11 protein-coding genes are annotated in these 18,950 nt (G+C 44.9%); 8 read left to right on the plus strand and 3 right to left on the minus strand.

Annotated elements, in window-relative coordinates:
* The first annotated feature begins 17 nt into the window (after positions 1–17).
* From NSQ99_RS03580 to NSQ99_RS03595, 4 genes are all read left to right on the plus strand, one after another.
* Complete coding sequence (locus NSQ99_RS03580; protein WP_340835097.1) at positions 18–2,240, plus strand: peptidase domain-containing ABC transporter; 2,223 nt, start codon at positions 18–20, stop codon at positions 2,238–2,240.
* Complete coding sequence (locus NSQ99_RS03585; protein ID WP_340835099.1) at positions 2,240–3,898, plus strand: HlyD family efflux transporter periplasmic adaptor subunit; 1,659 nt, start codon at positions 2,240–2,242, stop codon at positions 3,896–3,898. Before NSQ99_RS03580 ends, NSQ99_RS03585 begins: the two co-directional genes overlap by 1 nt.
* Before the next feature lie 30 nt (positions 3,899–3,928).
* Positions 3,929–5,203, plus strand: a complete 1,275-nt coding sequence (locus NSQ99_RS03590; protein ID WP_340835102.1) for a hypothetical protein — start codon at positions 3,929–3,931, stop codon at positions 5,201–5,203.
* Between the two features lie 106 nt (positions 5,204–5,309).
* Complete coding sequence (locus NSQ99_RS03595) at positions 5,310–6,584, plus strand: TraB/GumN family protein (RefSeq protein WP_340835107.1); 1,275 nt, start codon at positions 5,310–5,312, stop codon at positions 6,582–6,584.
* Between the two features lie 77 nt (positions 6,585–6,661).
* Here the strand turns inward: NSQ99_RS03595 and NSQ99_RS03600 are convergent, their stop codons facing one another.
* The 3 genes from NSQ99_RS03600 to NSQ99_RS03610 form a co-directional block, all read right to left on the minus strand.
* Positions 6,662–7,297 carry a CPBP family intramembrane glutamic endopeptidase gene (locus NSQ99_RS03600; RefSeq protein ID WP_340835108.1) on the minus strand — a complete coding sequence of 212 codons (636 nt, stop codon included), beginning with the start codon at positions 7,295–7,297 and terminating at the stop codon, positions 6,662–6,664.
* A 111-nt stretch (positions 7,298–7,408) separates the two neighbouring features.
* On the minus strand, positions 7,409–9,019 hold the full coding sequence (locus tag NSQ99_RS03605; RefSeq protein WP_340835110.1) for a response regulator: 1,611 nt from the start codon (positions 9,017–9,019) through the stop codon (positions 7,409–7,411).
* A 126-nt stretch (positions 9,020–9,145) separates the two neighbouring features.
* Positions 9,146–10,879: a sensor histidine kinase gene (locus NSQ99_RS03610; RefSeq protein ID WP_340835112.1), complete on the minus strand. Its 1,734-nt coding sequence runs from the start codon at positions 10,877–10,879 to the stop codon at positions 9,146–9,148.
* Between the two features lie 246 nt (positions 10,880–11,125).
* On the opposite strand from NSQ99_RS03610, the gene NSQ99_RS03615 reads away from it, so the two are divergent.
* From NSQ99_RS03615 to NSQ99_RS03630, 4 genes are all read left to right on the plus strand, one after another.
* Complete coding sequence (locus tag NSQ99_RS03615; protein WP_340838721.1) at positions 11,126–11,980, plus strand: ABC transporter permease; 855 nt, start codon at positions 11,126–11,128, stop codon at positions 11,978–11,980.
* Between the two features lie 16 nt (positions 11,981–11,996).
* A complete protein-coding gene (locus NSQ99_RS03620) occupies positions 11,997–12,875 on the plus strand; it encodes a carbohydrate ABC transporter permease (protein WP_340835113.1) in 879 nt (292 codons plus the stop codon).
* 119 nt (positions 12,876–12,994) lie between these two features.
* Positions 12,995–14,740, plus strand: coding sequence for an extracellular solute-binding protein (locus NSQ99_RS03625; protein WP_251666917.1), 1,746 nt, complete (start codon positions 12,995–12,997; stop codon positions 14,738–14,740).
* 124 nt (positions 14,741–14,864) lie between these two features.
* Complete coding sequence (locus NSQ99_RS03630) at positions 14,865–18,827, plus strand: carbohydrate binding domain-containing protein (RefSeq protein ID WP_340835116.1); 3,963 nt, start codon at positions 14,865–14,867, stop codon at positions 18,825–18,827.
* The last annotated feature ends 123 nt before the right edge of the window (positions 18,828–18,950 follow it).

Consider the following 18,950-nt stretch of genomic DNA (forward strand, 5'->3'; position numbering starts at 1 on the left):
CGAATAAGGAGCAAACGATGCTACATTTTACTGGCAGTTATCACTGTATTAAGCAGCAGGATCTTAAGGACTGCGGGGCTGCTTGTCTAGCAACCATCTCACTTCAATATGGTTTAAAGTATCCGATCTCTAAAATTCGTGAGGTTGCAGGAACGGACAGACAGGGGACAAATGCTTATGGCTTGGTTAAGGCTGCAGAAAAACTTGGCTTTACGGCAAAAGGCGTTAAAGGTGATCAGGAGGCATTTTTCAGTGAGTTCCCACTGCCAGCTATAGCCCATGTCGTCATTGATGAAACACTGCTGCATTATGTTGTTATTCATAAAATATCGAAAACAGAAGTCCTTGTAGCTGACCCGGCTAAAGGGCTTGTTAAATATACGCCAGAAGATTTTTTTCATATTTGGACAGGCGTGCTGATTTTAATGGTTCCAACCCCTCAGTTTCGTAAAGGTAACGAGACGAAGGGGCTATTTGCACGTTTTTTTGGCTTATTGCTACCACAGAAGCGAATGATATTCGGCATATTTTTAGCGTCACTGCTCTTTACGGTGCTAGGTATACTAGGCGCATTCTATTTTCAGTTTTTGCTTGATGAGATTTTACCGTACGACATGGAAAAAACACTTCATATTCTGTCGATTGGCATTATCGTTCTATACCTCTTTAAGGTGTTGTTAGACGCCTTTCGATCACATTTGCTCTTATATTTAAGCCAAAAGCTGGACATATCCCTCATACTCGGCTATTACCACCATGTATTAAAGCTTCCTATGAGCTTTTTTGGTGCACGAAAAACAGGGGAGATCATTTCACGCTTAATGGATGCATCCAAGGTCAGAGATGCCATCTCTAGTGCTACGCTCACAATTATGATTGATATATTAATGGTTATTGCCGGCGGAGCTATTCTTTACTCGCAAAGCGCATTGCTGTTTGGCATAACTCTTCTGCTCGTTCCCATCTATATTGGATTAGTATGGGGCTTCCATAAGCCGTTTGATCGTCTTAACCGAGAACAGATGGAGAAAAATGCACAGCTAACCTCGTATATTGTAGAGTCAATTGACGGTATTGAAACCGTTAAGGCTTATCACGCGGAGGGCAAGGCTAATTTTGAAACCGAGCAAAAATTCGTAAGCTTCCTTAAATCAGTCTTTAAGTTTGGTGTTTTTAATAATGTGCAAGGATCGCTAAAAGGACTCGTCCAGTACGTTGGAGGTGTCGTTATTTTATGGGTTGGTGCCGTTCAAGTGATGAAGGGCCATATGACGATGGGCCAGCTCATTACTTACAACGCGCTGCTAGCTTACTTTCTTGATCCGATTCAGAACTTGATCAATTTACAGCCTACCGTGCAGACAGCTGTCGTTGCAGCGGATAGATTGGGTGAAATTCTCGACCTAGAGACTGAAAAGGGAGAGCAGGAGGACAACAAGCTGCAGCCTGCCAGCTTGAAGGGAGACATTGAGCTGCAGAATGTTGATTTCCGCTACGGAACGAGAGAATTAACGCTGCAGGGAATCAATTTGACGATACGGCAAGGGGAGAAGATCGCATTTGTAGGAGAAAGTGGCTCTGGGAAAACAACGCTCATTAAGCTGCTTATGCAATTTTATCAGCATGAGAAGGGCGAGATTCTTATTAACGAACACAATATTCGTGACATTCATCTGGATTCGTTAAGGGAACGAATCGCATATATCCCCCAGGACACCTTCTTTTTTAGTGGGACAATCATGGATAATCTGCGTTTAGGAGTCGATGATTCAGTCGATCTCGAGCATATTATTGAAGCGTGCAAGCAAGCGCGGGCGCATGAGTTCATTAATAGCTTTCCACTTCGCTATCAGACGTTGCTGGAGGAGAATGCAACGAACATTTCTGGTGGACAGAAGCAAAGACTAGCCATTGCAAGGGCTATCCTTAAAAATCCAGACATTCTCATTATGGATGAGGCAACGAGTAACCTTGATTCCATCACTGAAAAAGCAGTATCCGATACGATTAACAGCTTCAGTAATTTAACGACGATTATTATTGCGCATCGCCTTAGTACCATTATGCGTTGTGATCGCATCTATGTTATGGATCAGGGACAAATTTTGGAGCAAGGTACGCATGAGGAGCTAATCGCTAAACAAGGTAAATATTATGAGCTCTGGAAGGATCAGCTTCCAGGAATAGAGAACGCTTCTGCCGTTACGGAGAAAATTCCTGTAGGGGTAGGTGGTATGTAATGAGAGTCATCATGCACGACATGTCAGAGATGTCTGATAGCAGAGAGATTTTAGAGGCACGAACACATCCAGCTATAACCACGTTTATCGTTTTACTGCTGCTCATCATTGGCGCTGGCTTAACGTGGTCGTTTTTCGGCGAGATCGATGAGGTCGCTAAAGCTTCAGGAATTGTGCGTCCGAATGAAAAGGTAAGCAATATTCAATCTACCGTGCTTGGCACAGTCGAGTCTTATCATGTAGAGGAAGGTCAGTGGGTCGAAGCAGGTGATCTACTTATGAGTCTGGAGCATGAGAGCCTAAAGCTTGATTTAACATCCAATCAGAGCGAGCTAGCCAGATTGGAGCAGGATGTAGAGCTGCTTAAGCGATATCGAGACAGCGTTGAGGGTCATATTAATTTGTTCCAAGAGAAGGATGAGGCAGAGAAGGTTTATTACCATCTCGTTGAGCAATATTTATTGGAGTATGCCCAGAAGGAGCTTCAGTATCATTCCAGCATTGAGCAGCTTAAGCAAGCGACAGGCGAGTCATTGCTTGCAAAGGAAGGAATAACGTTAAATCAGCGGGCGACTAGTAAAAAGAACAATCAATCCATCGCTGATTACAATAGGCAAATCGAGGAGCTGGAAAAGGAGCTTAGCGGAGAACAGCAATTAATGCTGTCTATGGAAGAGGAGAATAACCAGCTTCCTGCAAGCGACCTGTTAAGAGAAGAACGATACAATCAATATATGCTTACACTCCATGAGCTGCAAGCTGCTGTTAGCGAAAGTGAAAAGAAGGTGGAGCAGTCAATTGCTCTTGGCGAACGCTTTGTGCCCGCCTCACAGCTGGAAGCTGAAAAACTGCAAGTTGAGGCTGCTAAGCTGCAGCTTACTCAATTCCAGCAGGAAGCGTTGCTAGGTGTGCAGTCTCAGATCAATGATTACGAGAACAAGATAAAAGAAACACGGCATCTGCTAAGCCAGCTCAGTGGACAGGACTCGCTCGTATCTCTAGAGCATCAATCGTTACAGCTAGAGGAGGACAAGCTACAGGAGCAGGTAAATAATTTGCAGAAGCAAAGCGATAGTACGCGCCAACAATCAACGATTGAGCTGGAAAAGTTTCGATTAGATCGTTTGGTTCAGATTGAAGCAACGCTGGAGGAGAAGAAGGACTCTATTCAATCCTTTCGTCATCAGATTGATCAGCTGCAGTTAGCTATCGATAAGCAAAGCATTCATGCACCGATAGCAGGTATGGTTCACATGGTGAAGGAGCTGAATAGCGGCGACATTGTTCAGCCTGGTGAAGAGCTGCTCTCCATCATTCCCGTCAATGAATCGATGTACAAAATGAGCATAGCCGTTCCGAACCATGAGATCGGACAAATTGCCGTAGGTCAAGAGGTTGATATGAACTTTCATGCCTTCCCAAAACAAAGCTTCGGTTCCTTGGTCGGTACCGTTCAGTCTATCAGTACTGATTCTACCATCCAGCAGGATGGAAGAAGCTATTACACCGTAGAGGCTTCGATCTCGAATACCCCGCTCGTGAACCGCAAGGGGGAAAACGGTGAACTACGAGTAGGGATGACCGCAGAGGCCTATGTCGTTACAGACTCGAAAAAGATTATTCATTATTTGCTAGAGAAAATAAATTTAAGAGATTAGGAGGGGATTCACATCAGACAAGTAGTTGCAATGCTACGCAAAGCTTGTGCTGTGAGCTGTGTTGCGATGGTTGCCATTGCCCTTCTGCTCTCTTCTGCTCAGCAGGCTTCGGCAGCATGGAAGAGTGAGACAATCTCCTTAACTAGAGAGAAGATTCTTGAGCTGGCAGCCAAAAACGATATGACAGTTAGGGAACAGAATTTGCAGGTTAAAGCCAATGAGGCACAGCTGTTTTATGCCAATGATCAGCGGATTGAGCTAGGTGCTTATAGCAAGCCTGAACTACAATCATTACCGACTGAGCTAGACGAGCTTCGAGCGCTCGTACCCGGCTACGATGATTTATCAGAAGCGGAAAAAAGTGAAGTTGATGGTGCATTAATGATTCAATCGATGATTAATGCTTCTATGAATGAGATGATGGAAACACAGGCGAACTATGAATATATAGCAGGGCATCAGCAATGGCTTACGCAGGTGAGAGCGCTTGGAGAAGAGATAAATAATGGGACGCATCAGCTTAAGATCGCTAAGCTAGAGCAAGATAAGCAGGTGCTGCTTGCACAATATACTGCGCTCAGTCATTACTATGAGCTCATCGAGCTAGCCATCGATATTCGTGCTGCACAGCTAGAGGTTCAGATAGCAGAGACAGCCTACAAGGATACTGAGAAGCTATATCAGCTTGGACTATCTACGGCGAAGGATGTTGAACAGGCTAAGCACTCCGCTATCCAATATAAGAAAAGTGCAGAGCAATTGAGCAGACAGCAAAGTGAGCAGAAGCAGCGGTTCAAGCAAAGCTTAGGGATAAAAGCGGAGGACTCTATCATTCTGCCAGCAATAGACGAGGTGAAGCTAGACGGTCAAGATGATGAAGCTGTTGTTGATATTAAGAAGCAGATCGAATATGTGAAGGCAGAAAAAAGCATTAATCAGATAAAAACTAAGCTTGAGGAAGCACAAACGAGCGGAATGAACAAATATTTGAATGCACTGTTGAAGATTGAAACGGAACGCGTGACCTTGCTTGAGGATTGGCTGCAGCAGAAGGCTGAAATGCTCAGCTATGAAAAAGAGACGATAGAGCATAGAATCCAGCAATTAGAGACTGAGCATACGTTGCTTAGCTCAAAGCTGAAGGATGCTGACAAGCTCTTGACGCTGGGCAGCATTTCTACAAGAGAGCATGAAGCGGTTAGCCATGAACTGGCTCGATTACAGTTTAATCTAGAGAAGAGCAAGCTGGAATGGTTCAGATGGCAAGAAAAAGAGAGAATTGCTGTGCTAGGTGTTTTGCAGTAGCTAGTAAATGGTAATTTTAGGTTGAAATATTAATATATTTTTGTTAAATTTAGAAGTAACTGTATATATCTATGCTATCAATCTATTATAGAAAGAGGAGAATTGAATGAAGAAGCTGACCGCACTACTCGCCGCATTAATTATGGTTTTTGTATTCGCTACAGGTGTTCAGGCACAAGAACAAGCTAAAACGGCAGACAAGCCTGTTACCGTATGGATTAATGGAGAACAGGTAGAATTCAATGAGAATGAAGTGATCGTTGAGAAGGGGACTACGCTTGTTCCAGCACGTGCGATGCTAGAAACACTTGGATATTCTGTTGCATGGGATCATCCGAATCAAGCTGTTCTAGCAGAAAAGTATGGCTTTTCAGTTGCGCTACAGATTGGCAATGCTACGGGTTATGTGAATGGAGTCGAGACGCAACTAACTGTTGCTCCAAAGGTTTATCGTGGTACGACCTATGTGCCGCTTAGATTCATAAGTGAAGCGATTGATTACGAGGTGCAATGGGATCGGGCATCACAGTCCGTATTACTTACCAAGGAAGCTACTAAAGGGTATTTCTGGAAGGTAGAGAAGGATGGAGTAGAGGTTCATCTACTAGGCTCTGTACATCTAGGTGATGCTGGAATGTACCCACTACGCGATGAGATTGAAGAGGCTTTCGATAACGCAGATCATCTTGTCGTTGAGGTTAATACGACTCAGGCACCTGATGAAAAGGTAGCGAAGGAAATTGCTGCTCTACAAACCTTTACAGACGGAACAACGTTGAAGGATCATGTATCGGCAGAAACGTATGCACGTATTCAACAACTTCTTACAGCTCTAGGGCTGGAGACAAACGCCTACGATACATTTAAGCCTTGGGCAGTATATCTGGACCTGATTAACTATCAAGCTGCAGTAGCAGGTTATCAGGGCGGGCTGGGCATTGACATGTACTATTTGAGCAGAGCTCAAGCGGCAAACAAGTCTATTCTAGAGCTCGAAACGTATTTGCTGCAGTTTAATATGTTCGATAGCTACTCCAAGGAGCTTCAAGAGCAGCAACTGAAGGAAGTGTTGGATAGCATCTATGGTGTCAATGTAACGAGTGATACACAGGAGCCTGCGTTAGATGTGCTTATCGATCTATGGGTTAGTGGTGATGATGCAGGGCTTGAGGAGCTGATTTCCGCTATGAAGGAAAGCCCAGAGCTGTATGAAAAGATGCTGACTAATCGTCATGCTGGCATGATCGAAAAAATCGAAGGCTACTTGAATAACGAGAAGAAGGAATCGTATTTTATTATTACGGGATATCTTCATATGCTAGGTGAAGAAGGCTTGGTTACCTTGCTGAAGGAAAAGGGCTATACGGTAACTAGAATCTAGTTTTAATAAAAGAGGGCATAACCAGCAAGCGTCGAACGCTTATGGTTATGCCCTCTTTATTCTATACAAACCCGATTCTACTGTGAGTGCTCAATAGACTGCTTTGAAGCAGGCAACGCTGCCTCTACTTTAATAATATTCCGTTTAATTAAGATCGACGTTACGAAGTTACTTACAGCATGTATCATTAATGCGCTCCACAGTGTCTGCTGCTCCACAGTTATAAACCCAGTAATCAAGCTCATTATACATAGATAGCCTAGCAAATAAGGCTGTCCCTCATATTGATTCTTATAATGCATGGCTGTAAATACAATCGTAATCAGTAGCACCGACAGCCAGCCTGGTAGGAAGGCTGTAAGCATCAAGAGCAGAACACCGCGGAAGAGCAGCTCTTCTCCAGCTACCGTTAGTATACTGATCGTATATATACTTGATTTTGAGGTATGAAGAATATTTACAAGGTCGTTGACACCATTAGTATTCGGAAGATGCGCCTTCTTCGTGACAATTAGCGCACCTAATAGAATCAGCAGCACCAGCGATCCTATTAGTCCGAGCACGAGATCAGTTCCAATATACTCCACCGTAAATAGCTGCTGTAAAAAGTGAAGGGTGTCAGCTCTTTTCCATATAAAAAGAATGATTCCGCTTATAAATATCGTGACTAGACCAGTTAATGACAATATTTTGTTAGAGATAGATTGTTCCATCGAGATTAGCTGTTCCTCCTTCACAAATTTTAGAGTACTAAGCTAAAGTATAACGTAAATTTCTGGATATTAAAACCATATGACGTGAATCCAAATGTGCCGAGCTCCTTACTACTGATCGCGGAATTCCTGCGGGGTAACACCGTAGCGATCCTTGAACACCTTAATAAAATAGCTCGTTTTATTGTAGCCAACCTTGACGGAGATCTCATAAATTTTCTCCGACGTCGTACGCAGAAGATGAGCGGCTGTTTCTAAGCGCAGCCGTGTAACATACTCACTAATCCCCTCACCGGTTTCAAGCTTATACACCTTGGATAGGTATGACGCATTTAGGAACACATGATCAGCTATGGTTTGCAGTGATGCATCCGCAAGATGCTGGGCAGCATAGTCTTGAACCTTTTGGATAATTCCGGTTCTAGAATGCTGCGTTCGAGCAGTAATCGATTGCTTATAGGCATGAATGACTCCATCGAGCCAGCTCCGAAGCTGCATAATCGTATGGAAGTTTGGTCCCGTCAGCAGCTGGTTGAATTCTGCACCTAGGCTGTCCGTCATGCGCAGCTTGTTTTTATGAACCGCATAGCTCAGTGCACTAGCTATAGCATAATAGGCCTCAACAATATGCTCGTGAGAATCTCCTCGTTTTTGCTCCAGCTCTATAAATATAGCTTCAAGCTTATCGTCTACAGCTTCCCATTGTCCTATTTCAAGCAGATGATTCAGCAGTGGCGGCGTATATAATTGGGTCAAGCAATCTGCGCCATCCGCCTCTACTTCAGGCTCGGCCTGCATCGTTAGTAAAAAATCGCGCTCACTGCCGATTCGCTGTCTGAAGCTGTGCAGCAGTCGCTCGTATTCCGAGGTTAGCTGCTGCGGAAACGTGAGCTGCTGACTTAGCACAAGCGAGATAGTGCCCTTTAAGTATAGCTTTACATAATGCTGCAAATGTGCGGCCTTTTGCTCAATCGCCTCGGCATGAAGGCGATAATCACCGTCGCTTGAAGCAAAGATTAAAAATGCATAATAGCCATAACTATCCTTAACATGCCATAGCTGATAGTTTTCGGAGAAAATCTCCTCGGCGATATTACAAATCGCATATTCCAGTAATGAGCTGTCCTCTTCGCTTTGCTTATAGAAATAATCCTCCATACGCAGCAGCATCATATAGCATGGGGCATCCCAGTCTAGTGGCAGCTCTACCATATGAAGCCACTTTTGCAGCTGCTCCTGAGGAAGCTGCTTATGCAATAGCGTGGTTAGCAGATGAGAGCGCAGAATTGGCAAATTCGCTTTTAAGGAGCTAATCGCATTGTGCAGAGAGCTAACCTCGAGCCAATGCTGCTCCAAGTCCTCGATCGCCTTTTTAACTGCCTGCATCAGCTCCTCATCCTCTACAGGCTTGAGCAGAAAGGCGCTTGCTTGCTGCCGCAATGCACGCTGCGCATATTCAAAATCATTATATCCGGATAGCAGTATACATTTGACATGATTCCATGACGTTTTAATCGCATCAATGAGATCAAGTCCTGATATGCCAGGCATGCGAATGTCGGTAATGACAATATCGATCTGCGTTGCTTTCATCGTATCAAGCGCCTCATTAGCGGAATGTGCTTGGTATACTGAGCTGATGCCAATGCTCTCCCAGTCCATATTGGTCGCCAGGTCCTCTACTAGATCAGGCTGGTCATCTACGATAAGTAATTGATACATGCATGCTCCCCCTCTGTCATGTAACGATGTAATATGCAGCTATGAACGTTTAAAGCAGTGAACATTTTGAAGCTCTATACATTTGATTGAAAGATGTGAATCTTCAATGTTAATGCAGCAGCACCATTAGCTTACATTCCGCTCCTGCCAAGTTAGTTTAACGGTTAAGCCGCCTGCTTCTCGGCGTACGAAGCTAAGGGATGAGCTTGGTCCGAACTGCAGTAGCATGCGTTGCTTAATGTTCCATAGTGCACAGCCTGTATGATCGTCAGGCACATTCATCAACTCTCGTTCAAGCTCCTGCAGCGCCTCCTCACTCATGCCAACTCCGTTATCTTGGACGATGAGACTATGCCAGCCGTTTGAGCTTTCTCCGGTAATCGTTATCAGTCCGTCACCATCAAACTGCTCAATCCCGTGCAGGACAGCATTTTCAACAATGGGCTGCAGCAGCAGCCTTGGCAGCTCTAGCTTCAGCATTGAATCGGGTACATCGATCGAGTAATTCATATGCTGAATATGAAAGCGTTGAATCTCAAGATAGCTTTCGAGCAGCTGCAGCTCCTCCTTTAGTGTAGAGGTCAGCTTCTCCACCCTTGTCGTATAGCGATAGTACTTGGCTAGGTGCATCGACATCATCATAACGGATTCCTTCTTATCCAGCCTTGCCAAGCTACGAATTAAAGCAAAGCAATTGTATAGAAAATGAGGATTGATCTGCGATTGCAGCTGCTTTACATTTGCTTCGCGGCGACGCAGCTCCTCTACATACACCTTCTCGATAAGCTTCTCAGTTTCGGCAGCCATATCGTTGAATCTAGCAAACAAGTAAGAAAATTCATTTTTCGGATTAACCGTAATTCGAGTAGAATAATTCCCCTCCTGCAGCCGCTTCACATTACGTATAAGCAGACTAATCGGACGTTGAACATTTCGATAGAGCAGGTATGCCGCTAACAGTCCTAATATAAGCAGCAGCACGACAGATACATAAAACAGTACCTGAGTTTTTATAATCGGTTTTAGCATTGCTTCAATCGGTACGTAATCAACCAAATACCAGTCAAGTGTATGAATGGGGGCAAAGGTAACTAAGTACTTTGTTCCTCCAAGGCTTACCGTATCATTGCTGCCGTTCGCATTAAGCTTACCCTCCAGGACAAGCTGATGAATGCTTTCAATCATCTCGGCATTGGCACTTTTGTTGCGGATCGTCTCTCCATCTACATGATATAGGAACGGGTCCCCTTTGCCTGTTGCTTTGAACGTATCAAGATCTTTAATAATATGCTCCTCAGGAAATGAGATTTCGACTATAATACCTGCTCGATCAAGATCCAATAGCTTGCTTTTTGGTTTAACAATATGTCTCACAAAGCGCTGCTGTAGGATGTTTTGCGTCACCATCTCCTGATAGGTCCAATTCGGAGCAAGCAGCTTTTTAACCGAATCTAGATCATACGAAAGATAGGTGTTTGTCGATACAAACTCCTTATTGGCTGGAGCAAGAATGCTGTACTGCGTATCCCAGCGCTGCGATACGTTGAGCAAGCGTAGACGCTCCATAATGCGTAGTCGCTCATCATTGCGCTCGTAAGCGCTTTCTATTAGGTGCAGCGTTTGCAGCTTCTGAATATGTATATCCTCGCTTAGTAGAAAGCCTAGCGAAGTGAGTGTTGTCACGCTTTTATTGATTTCATCGGCGAGAAACACAATATCCTTCTTCTGCAGCGAGTATACCTCTTCCTCAATGACCTGCATGCTTGTTCGCATAGATAACGTGTAAAGTAAAATAATAGGAATTAATAACAACACAATTAAGGTAATAATTTTGGCAAACGTATTTTCACGTAAACGCATCAATCGTTCCCCACTCTCCATATGTGATGTGAACTAGGAGACAAAAAAATTGGCATCGTTCCAAAAAACGTGGTCTGTAGCAAGAAAATTGTTGCTGATAGAATGATAGTACGGGAGAGACAAATTATATCGCAAATATTGGAAGGGGGCAATACAGTGGACAATGTAATTAGCGAGACAGCAACAGCTAAACGTACTCGCACTAGGGAAAAAGAAAAGCTAAGTCGTACATGGCCGCTGCATATTATGCTGCTGCCCGCAGCAATTGTGACGTTTATTTTTGCTTATATGCCTATGGGCGGATTAGTAATGGCATTTCAGGATTTTAAGCCGTATGATGGCCTGTTTGGCTCGAAGTTCGTAGGCTGGAAGCATTTCGATTTTATGTTTCAGTACCCAGACAGTAAGGAGGTCATATGGAATACGCTCGTTATTTCCAGCTTTAAAATAGTATTTGGCTTAATCGTGCCTTTTGTTTTTGCGATTCTGCTCAATGAGGTTCGTAAAACAGCGTTCAAGCGTACGGTCCAGACGCTTGTATACTTGCCACACTTCATATCATGGGTCATTCTCGGTGCGATTCTAACCGATATGCTGAGCAGCAAAGGGATTATTAACAGCACGTTGATCTCGCTTGGCTTTGAAGCAGTTCCTTGGCTGGCTAATGGCAATTGGTTCCGTTTTACGGTCATCGTTAGTGATATATGGCAAAACTTTGGATTTAATACGATTGTTTTCCTAGCTTCACTCGCTGGTGTCAATCCGTCCTTGTACGAAGCAGCAGAGGTGGATGGTGCTAATCGCTGGAAGCAAACCGTGCATATTACAGTGCCAGCTATGATTCCAATTGCTGTCGTTGTCGGCACATTATCGCTAGGCAACATCTTGAATGGCGGCTTCGACCAGATCTTTAACCTGTATAATACGCTTGTTTATGATAAAGGCGATATTATCGATACATTCGTTTACCGTACAGCTATTCTGAATGGGCAATACAGCTTCGGTACCGCAGTAGGGCTATTTAAGTCGGTCATTGGCTTGATCTTAATTGTTATCTCCTATCGCATGGCTTACAAGTATGCCGGTTACCGAATCTTCTAGTAAAGGATGAGAGTGTATGTATTATAAAACATCAAGCTATCGAGCGTTTACGGCATTCAATTATGTATTATTAACGATCATTTGCTTGTCCTGCGTGCTGCCGCTTATTCATATTTTAGCGGTTAGCTTTAGTGCAAGCGCGCCAGCCAATTCCAATCTAGTAGGCCTATGGCCGATTGGCTTTAACTTTGAAGCGTACGAAAAGACACTGAATAACCCCAACTTTCACAATGCACTGCTTGTAGGTCTGCAGCGTACCGTGCTCGGCACGGTGATCGGGATGAGCGTAATGACGCTGGCCGGTTATGCGTTATCGAAGGATACCGGTTATTTTAAGAGCCGCTCGATATATATGTGGTACTTCCTGTTTACGATGTTGTTTAGCGGAGGGATTGTCCCAAGCTATATGCTCATTCGTGAGCTGAACCTGATGAACACGATGTGGGCGCTCGTTCTACCGCTAGCTATTAACGTTTTTAACATGGTACTGCTTATGAACTTCTTCCGTGCGGTTCCAAGAGAGCTGGAGGAAGCTTCACTTATCGATGGAGCCGGTCATTTCCGAACACTCATTAGTGTATACTTACCCGTTTCTATGCCGGCTATCGCTACGATCTCGCTATTTACGATGGTTATGCATTGGAACTCCTGGTTTGATGGGTTACTGTATATTTCTGATTATCGAAAATATCCGCTGTCTACCTTTTTACAAACCGTCATTGTACAGCAGGATTTCAACAAGATTAATCCCGATGTCAATGAACTGAAAAACATATCTCAGCGTACGGTAAAGTCTGCACAGATCTTTATTGGTACATTGCCAATTCTGCTTGTTTATCCATTTTTACAGCGCTATTTTGTAAAAGGAATTATACTAGGTGCAGTGAAGGAGTAACAAAGAAATTGGCATCAATCTAAAAAATATGGTCTTTCACTTCAACACGGAAAAAGTAAGATAAAATTATAGCAATTATCGCTATATAAACCAAAATATAACTTATAGGGGGAATGGTTATGAAAAAATGGTTATCATTATTGCTTATTATGTCCTTAACAGCCGTACTTGCTGCTTGTGCAGGCAATAATAATGGCGGCAGCACGAACACAAGCAACACGGGTAATACAACAACGAACAACAATAGCAATTCGAGCAATCAAGGCAACGAGCAACCAAGCAATAACTTTGTTGATGGTAAATATCAAGAGCCGATTACGCTAACGACGGTATGGGGAATTAACGAGAACGGTGCCGTATTTAAGGAAGGGGAAAGCATTGAAGACAACGTGCATACCCGCTTAATTAAAGAGCGTCTAGGCATTGATATTAAATACAATTGGGTGGTAACGAATACGAATGATGCGTATAAAACAAAGCTGCGCCTAATGCTTTCATCAGGTGAAAAAATGCCAGATGTCGTTGCATACCGCGGTGATCTAGAAACGGTAAATATGCTGATTGACTCCGGTCAATTTATGCCGGTGGGTGATCTTGTCGAGCAATATGCCAATGACACGTACAAGGAAGGCCTAGCACTAGATCCAGCGATCTGGCTGCCAATTACACGTGATGGCGAGAAAATGGCGCTGCCAATTCTCGATTATGCATACAATGACGATCATGTGATGTGGATTCGCCAAGACTGGCTTGATAAGCTGAACTTGAAAGCGCCAACAACGATTGAAGAGCTTGAAGCAGTTATGGATGCATTTGTGAATCAGGATCCAGACGGCAATAACAAAAAAGATACGCTTGGTCTAGCAACTGGCTTTAAGAACGGATTTAATACGTGGATGACAGACATTGGCTTCGTATTCGGAGCTTACGGCACGATGCCTGGTCAGTGGAATTTGAACGCTGAAGGTGAACTGGAGAACGGCTCAATTAATCCAAACGCTAAAACAGCACTTGCTAAGCTGAAGGAATGGATGGAGAAGGGTTATATTTCTCAGGATTCAGCGCTTTATGATGAGACAGCAGGCTCTGAGCTGTTTACGAAAGGAGAAGCAGGTATTATGTTTGGACGCAACTGGCTGCCAGCATGGCCGTTCCCAGATCTGCTTGCTAACGTTCCAGGCGCATCCTATAAAGCTTATCCAGTTCCAGCTGGTCCAGATGGCAAGATTGGTTCTGCAGGTGGAAACCCACCGGTGAATGGCTATCTATTCGTTAACAAAGACAGTGCTAACCCAGAAGCGATTCTTCATTACTATAATTGGTTCTTTGATAACCTAGCGAATCCGCAGCCAGGCAGCGAATTTGAAAATGGCTTTGCGGAGGGCTATGACTATGCAATCCTGCCAGATGGAACAGTAACGGCTGATGCAGCGAATCATCCAGAGCTATTCCCTGGTCTTAACGGTCAAACTGCACCTGTACTTTACTACACACTAACGTATGAGGGAGCTCGTATTCCAAGTCTGTATGGAGACACTCATCTAAAACTGGCAAGCGGTGCAGCACCAGAAACACCATATGAGAAAACAGAATTCAATTCACGTCCGAAGGAAAATATCGATGCGATGAAGGTAGTTGTCGAGCAAAGAGATATTCGTATGAAAAACTACTATATGGGTCCATTAACGGAAACGATGCAGGACAAAAATGAGCTGCTTAACAAGCTAGTTAATGAAACCTACAGTAAAATCGTTTACGGACAACAGCCGCTGGACAGCTTTGATACGATGGTAGACAACTGGCTGAAATCAGGCGGAGAGCAGATTACTAAAGAAGTTAATGAATGGTATGACAACGCGCAATAATGCATAACTCCTAAACAACTAGCGACTTGCTTCTAGAGACGAATATCTTCTAGCAGCAAGTCGTTTTTTATGCAGTTCATTATTCTAAAGGTCGTTATAACCGAACGAGAGGAGCAAGCAATCAATGAAACGAAGAAGCTTTTGGGTATGGCTGCTTATTCTCACCATGCTGGTGCCTGCAACAGCTTACGGCTCCAGCTATTCCGAGGAACAGCACTGGGGATTTGAACGAATGACGACTTGGAAGGAGAAGGGTCTGCTGGGAGGCTACCCTGACGGCAGCTTGCGACCAGATGAACCGGTCACACGAGCACAGCTTGCGCGATTGCTGCGTGCAGTACTTCAGTATCCAACAGCAAGTGAAGCTGCAGCCTTTACAGATGTGGAGCGCGGAGCATGGTACCGCGTTGATGTTGAAGCAGCCGCAGCTGCTGGAATCGTTAGCGGTTATCCGGATGGCAGCTTTAAGCCGAATGAGCAAGTAAAGCGTCAGGATGCTGCCGTCATGCTAGCAAAAGCGTTCAAGCTTGCAGGAACAAGCGGAGCTCAGACGCTGGAGAGCTTTACGGATGGGCAGACGGTGAGCAGCTACGCGAAGCATGCGATGCAGCGTCTGCTAGCAGCGGGTATGATGAATGGCTATAGTGATGGTACGTTAAAACCTATGAAAGCGCTATCTAGAGCGGAGGCGGTTACGTTGCTTGATAAATTGACAGGCGAGCTCATTCAAGAGTCTGGCGTGTATTCAGACCAAACCGTTGATGGCAATCTCGTTATTCAAGCCGCTGGTGTTACGCTTGAGCATATGACGATTAAGGGCAATGTCTATGTGACGGCAGCTGTAGGCGATGGAGATGTGCATCTGAACGGTGTTCGCATGGATGGAACGCTACATATTAATGGTGGCGGTACGGACAGTATCTACATTGAGAATTCAACAATTAATAGGATTGTTGTGAATCGCTTAGAAGGAAAGGTTCGCGTCGTTATACGAGATGGCTCGAGCATTGATGAGCTGTACGTTGAGCATGACGCGATCATTGAGCTTGATAAGGAATCCTTCATTAAATTGCTTTCCTTTATGAAGGGAGCAGAGGGTAGTAAGCTTGCATCGACAGGGACGATTGAGCAGCTGTTGAATGAAGCGGGTATTTCATATACGAAGCCAGATGAAAACGATGGATCATCGAATGGAGGAACTACACCTGTGCCTGTACCAACCACTCCACCTAAGGATGAATGGACACTTGTATGGAGTGATGAATTTGATAGATCAGGAACGAATCTTGATGACAACGGAGTCGATCTAGATAAATGGGCTTACCAGCTTGGTACCGGCTCACAATATGGTCTCGATGGCTGGGGCAACAATGAAGAGCAGTATTATCGTGCGGAAAACATCGCCGTTGAAGATGGCGTACTAAAAATTACTGCTAAGCACGAGCAGCATGAAGGTAAGTCATACACGTCAGGGCGCTTGTTTACGGAGCCTAATTTCTCACAGACGTATGGCAAATTCGAGGCAAGAATGAAGCTTCCAGCTGGTGATGGACTATGGCCGGCATTCTGGATGATGCCGCAGCATAGCGTGTATGGTACATGGGCCGCTTCTGGAGAAATCGATATTATGGAAGCGAGAGGCAGATTGCTGGATGAGATCGGTGGAGCGATTCACTATGGTCGCAACTGGCCGAACAATAAGTTCTCAGCGGGAACGTATCATTTCCCTGAAGGGCAAGTTATTACCGATTATCATGTATACGGCCTAGAGTGGGAGCCGGGCGAGCTGCGCTGGTATGTCGATGGCGTGCTGTTCCAAACGCTTAACAATTGGGATAGCTGGGGAGAGAATGAGCCTGCCAAATATGCATTCCCAGCACCATTTGACCAGCCGTTCCATATGATTCTGAACCTTGCGGTTGGTGGTAACTATGACGGTGGCAGAGTGCCTGGCGAGTCTGATCTGCCTGCAGAAATGCTTGTCGACTATGTACGAGTTTATGAGCTAACCGGAAGACCGTATAAGGAGCCGATGGAGCCTGCTATTGAAGCAGAGCCGATCGATGCACCATACAAGGAAGCAGTTGATGGCAGCTACGTATACGACGCTGCATATGAGCAGCCGATTACAAAGGTAACGAATGACGGTGAGCAGCTCAATGGGCAGTATTGGAATTTCGTTGCGCTACAGCAATTCGGTGGAGCGGGTGAATTGACTGTAGAAGCGTTGGAGGAGGAACGCTTCTCTAAAGCATCGATAAGCAATGCGGGGAATGAGACGCATTCTATTCAGCTTATTCAGCATATAACGGTCGGCAAAGGCCGCTGGTATAAGCTTAGCTTTGACGCCAAGTCTGATGCGAACCGTAATATGGCGGTGAAGATTGGTGGCGGTGAACAGAGAGGCTGGTCTGTCTACTCTGACAACTACGATATCGCCCTAACGAGTGAGCTGCAGCATTATGAGAAGGTGTTCCAGATGACGGCAGATACCGACAAGCAAGCTCGATTAGAGTTTAATATGGGGCTGAGCACAAGCCCGATTTGGATCGGTAACGTGAAGCTGGAGGAGATTAATGCTCCAGATCCATATCAAGAGCACGGATTGAAAGAGCCGCTCGCTAATGGCAACCATATTTATAATGGTAGCTTCGATCTTGGTTATATTCACCGGCTAACGTATTGGATGACCTCCGTTGCTAATGATGCGAAAGCTGCATTTAATGTAGATTCGTCGCTGCGCGAGCTCCATGTTTCGATTGAAGAGGGTGGTCAGCAGGCAGATGCTGTCACAATTGCTCAGCATGGTATCAGCTTAATTCAGAACAACGCATACGAGCTGACATTTACTGCGCGCGCTGATGCGCCTCGCAGCATTGACGTGATCTTCATGAATGAGGATGGCGAGCTACACGGTCAGCCCGTCACGTTTAATCTAGCACAGGAAGCTGCAAGCTACACGGCAAGCTTTAATATTGAGCAATCCGTAAGCGAGTCGGGGACGCTAGCCTTTTGGCTAGGTGGAGTTGAAGGCTCCGTGTATATGGATAATATTAAGCTGGTGCGTACAACGGATAACCATGTAGGCGAGCTGCCATTAGAGCTGCAATTTCCACTGAAAAACGGTGACTACACGAACGGCTTGAGTAGTTGGAGTGAGCATGTGCAGGGACGTTATGACGGCTGGGATCAGTATACGAAGATGGATGTTGCAGGTGAAGTGCTGGAATATACGGTGTGGAGCACAGGTAACAATCCATGGGACGTCATGCTTGCGCAATCTGGCCTCCAATTGAAAAAGAATCAGACCTATGTTGTATCACTGGATGCGAAAGCCTCGTTAGGCAGAGAGGCTGAGCTCGTTCTCGAGAATGACAGCTATCACCGCTATATGTCAGAACGTCTTGCTCTAACGGAAGACTGGCAAAGCTATAGCTTTGAGCTATCGATGGAGCATGATGCACTGCTATCCTTCAAGCTGCTGCTAGGTAAGCTGGAGGGCGCAGAGGCAATTGGTGAGCATACGGTATGGGTTGATCATGTGCGCGTGGAAGTAAAGGATGCAAGAAGCAAGGCCTTTCTAGCGGTGAATGGTGATTTTGCTGCTGGCATGGATGGTTGGTATACGCATGTACAGGGGATATATGATGGTCCATCGAAGGCGAGCTTTAATGTAGATGGAGGTGCGCTGCATGCTACGATTGAGCATTCCGGAGTAAATCCGTGGGACGTTTTGCTATTCCAGGAAGCCGTACCGGTCAGCAAGGGAAAAACATACGTTGTTTCCTTCGATGCTTATGCAAGCATAGCACGCGATATTGAAGTGATTGCAGAAAACAGCGCATATGCACGTTCACTTAATCAACCGGTTACGTTAACGGGAGAGTCGCAAAGGTTTAGCTATGAATTTACGATGGAGCGTGACGAGAACGTGCAGCTCAAGTTTCTGCTTGGTAATCTTAATGGTACGGAGGATGCCGATGTTCACCACATAACGATTGATAACGTACAATTTGAGCTGAAAGGAGCGCGAGCTGCGTTAAGCAGTGCGGTGGAGAGCGTTGAGCAGGAATTGGTGAATGAGTAAAATAGTTTAGCATAATAGCACATCGAATCAAGCTGCATCTCGAACGTTAGCATTAGGCTAACGATGAGATGCAGTTTTTGATTTGTGAATAGGGATGTTTAAATATCCGACTTCGATGACGGT

The sequence above is a fragment of the Paenibacillus sp. FSL W7-1287 genome, assembly GCF_038004245.1.
GTDB lineage: Bacteria > Bacillota > Bacilli > Paenibacillales > Paenibacillaceae > Pristimantibacillus > Pristimantibacillus camelliae.

What these genes read in the sequence shown, in the direction of transcription:
- NSQ99_RS03600 (WP_340835108.1), bottom strand. Translation starts at nt 7,297, where the DNA reads ATGGAACAATCTATCTCTAACAAAATATTGTCATTAACTGGTCTAGTC.
- NSQ99_RS03580 (WP_340835097.1), top strand. Translation starts at nt 18, where the DNA reads ATGCTACATTTTACTGGCAGTTATCACTGTATTAAGCAGCAGGATCTT.
- NSQ99_RS03620 (WP_340835113.1), top strand. Translation starts at nt 11,997, where the DNA reads ATGTATTATAAAACATCAAGCTATCGAGCGTTTACGGCATTCAATTAT.
- NSQ99_RS03615 (WP_340838721.1), top strand. Translation starts at nt 11,126, where the DNA reads ATGCTGCTGCCCGCAGCAATTGTGACGTTTATTTTTGCTTATATGCCT.
- NSQ99_RS03605 (WP_340835110.1), bottom strand. Translation starts at nt 9,019, where the DNA reads ATGTATCAATTACTTATCGTAGATGACCAGCCTGATCTAGTAGAGGAC.
- NSQ99_RS03590 (WP_340835102.1), top strand. Translation starts at nt 3,929, where the DNA reads ATGCTACGCAAAGCTTGTGCTGTGAGCTGTGTTGCGATGGTTGCCATT.
- NSQ99_RS03630 (WP_340835116.1), top strand. Translation starts at nt 14,865, where the DNA reads ATGAAACGAAGAAGCTTTTGGGTATGGCTGCTTATTCTCACCATGCTG.
- NSQ99_RS03625 (WP_251666917.1), top strand. Translation starts at nt 12,995, where the DNA reads ATGAAAAAATGGTTATCATTATTGCTTATTATGTCCTTAACAGCCGTA.
- NSQ99_RS03585 (WP_340835099.1), top strand. Translation starts at nt 2,240, where the DNA reads ATGAGAGTCATCATGCACGACATGTCAGAGATGTCTGATAGCAGAGAG.
- NSQ99_RS03595 (WP_340835107.1), top strand. Translation starts at nt 5,310, where the DNA reads ATGAAGAAGCTGACCGCACTACTCGCCGCATTAATTATGGTTTTTGTA.
- NSQ99_RS03610 (WP_340835112.1), bottom strand. Translation starts at nt 10,879, where the DNA reads ATGCGTTTACGTGAAAATACGTTTGCCAAAATTATTACCTTAATTGTG.